This window comes from Succinivibrio sp. (assembly GCF_045124615.1).
Taxonomy (GTDB): domain Bacteria; phylum Pseudomonadota; class Gammaproteobacteria; order Enterobacterales; family Succinivibrionaceae; genus Succinivibrio; species Succinivibrio faecicola.
This window is the reverse complement of sequence record NZ_JBGVMC010000337.1, coordinates 1-2,051: the sequence shown is the minus strand read 5'-3', so window position 1 is coordinate 2,051 and position 2,051 is coordinate 1. Positions and strand designations below refer to the sequence as shown.

Below are 2,051 nucleotides of genomic sequence, written 5' to 3'. Positions count from 1 at the left end.
GACAACCAAATCATACCGATCATGCTCACAAAATGATTTGACGGTAGATTTACACTTTAAACTCCAGTAGGCAAGCCTTACGGATGCTCTTTGACAATTTGTTTTTCTCTTTTAATCTGTGATTTTTGGATCACTGTTTCAATTTATTTTGTGACGAAGGGATCACAGATCAATATTTTGCTTGAAATTTCACCTGAAAACTGATCAAATACTGAAAGTTTAAGACTTTTAAGGTACGTCATGGAATCATCTGTTCAGTTTCAGGAGTTGGAGCAGTATGCTAAACAGCATACTCGTTTTTCCGCACCTGCTGATTCTGAGCCAGATTTCAATGAACAGTATGTACAGGCTCTTCATGAGCATGGATATACTGAGGATGATGCATTCTTTGATGACTACATGTATCAGGTAGAAACAGCACGAGACCGAGCTGAACGGTTCCTGAAAAAGAGACCTCTTACCACAGCCATTATGGCATTGCGTAATGACATAAGACGAAAGTACTTTCAGTATGATGAAAGGAACAGCGACTATGTCATTTACACATCTGATGTGGTACTGCTTGTAGTTATGCTGTCATCACTATGAGGCAACCATGACTGCAGAGAACATGCTAAGTTCTACTTTATCTACAATCCAATCCTTCAGTACATCATACCTGATATGCCATCACCTAAATGGATGATATCAGCTGAAGAGATTAGGTTCTTTTTAAAGATGATACCTGATGATGAGTTCTCATCAATGTTCAGACAGTACTTTTCAGATGCCAGAATTGAAGCTTATGAGCTCGTTCATAACATAAGGAATGAAGATGACAATGTATCTGACTACCGACACCTTTTAGGAGGTGACGGGCAGGAATTACGCTCATCATTCAGAAGAGGTGAAAAGAGCCGTAAAAAGAAAGGTGCCCACAGAGTTAGTCTTTATGACTGCAGTGCACTCAATGTCATAAGCTACAGGATGGTAAAAGCCAAGAACAATGAAGTATCAGCCTTTATCGAAATGATTGATAACAGTTCATTACCTCAAGACAGTATCTTTTATGCTGATGCCATCAATACTACAGCTAAAATGATTGAGTTTCTAAACTCAAGATGCCTTGACTACATCATGGCTGTTAAAACCAACCTTTTAAACAGACCTGTAGTTATGGCAATTGAGAAGTACAAAAGACGGTGGAGATATCCTTACTAAAGAGGATATTTTACCTAATACCAGGACTGTGATAAGAGTTTATAAGGAAACTCAAAGTCACCTTAAAGACGATAAAGAAGATGGTCGTAAAGTTCCATCCACTCTCTATTTCATCTCAAGCCTTCCATTTACTGAAGAAAACTGTCATCAGACAGTTTTCTCCTTAAGAAGCAGATGGATGTACGAAGCACAGCACCACATCATTGATACAGTTCTGTTACAGGATATGCAGCACTGCTGTGATGAAAATCATTTAGCTTCAATCATTGGTCTTAACTCCATGGTTTATAACGTCATCTCCTTTGCAAGAGAAAAGATGTCCAAACGAGGGTATGACAATATTAAACACCGTACTAAGGAAACAGCAAGGAAAGCTCCTCTTATCTCTTACAAGATTAGCTTTAAGATATTTGAGAACAATCCTCTGTTAGCCTTAGCATACCTCATGGAGTACTTTGATACCCAGACTGCAGAAAGCTAATCAAAACAGATATTCAATCCAATCAGAACCGAGTACTCGGTTCTGAGAATTTCCTTTTGTAAGAACTGACATTTACCCTTAAAATTAAAGAGAAAAACTCATTGTCAAAGAGCATCACATCAGGTTTACTGATGGATTAAAAAAAAGCGATATCAACCTACTTCATTCTGTGATCATGATCGGTATGATTTGGTTGTCGTACTTTTTTTCAAAACAACAGAGACTTTTATGCCAAAAATTACTTATTCAGCAACACCTAATCTTGATAACATAAGAAGAGAATATTTAAATGGGGTCTTAAATCATTCTCTGGAGGAATTAGTCCCTGAAGATGATAACCAACTACAAAAGGATCAAAGTGAAATTACAT

General features: G+C 37.5%; 3 protein-coding genes. All 3 read left to right on the top strand.

Going from position 1 to position 2,051, the window contains the following annotated elements:
• The first annotated feature begins 240 nt into the window (after window positions 1-240).
• The 3 genes from ACJML3_RS08945 (at window position 241) to ACJML3_RS08935 (ending at window position 1,681) form a co-directional block, all read left to right on the top strand.
• Complete coding sequence (locus tag ACJML3_RS08945) at window positions 241-588, top strand: hypothetical protein (RefSeq protein ID WP_406022494.1); 348 nt, start codon at window positions 241-243, stop codon at window positions 586-588.
• Window positions 589-663: 75 nt separating this feature from the next.
• A complete protein-coding gene (locus ACJML3_RS08940) occupies window positions 664-1,200 on the top strand; it encodes a transposase (RefSeq protein ID WP_406022493.1) in 537 nt (178 codons plus the stop codon).
• Window positions 1,163-1,681 carry a hypothetical protein gene (locus ACJML3_RS08935; protein WP_406022496.1) on the top strand — a complete coding sequence of 173 codons (519 nt, stop codon included), beginning with the start codon at window positions 1,163-1,165 and terminating at the stop codon, window positions 1,679-1,681. Before ACJML3_RS08940 ends, ACJML3_RS08935 begins: the two co-directional genes overlap by 38 nt.
• Window positions 1,682-2,051 lie beyond the last annotated feature (370 nt).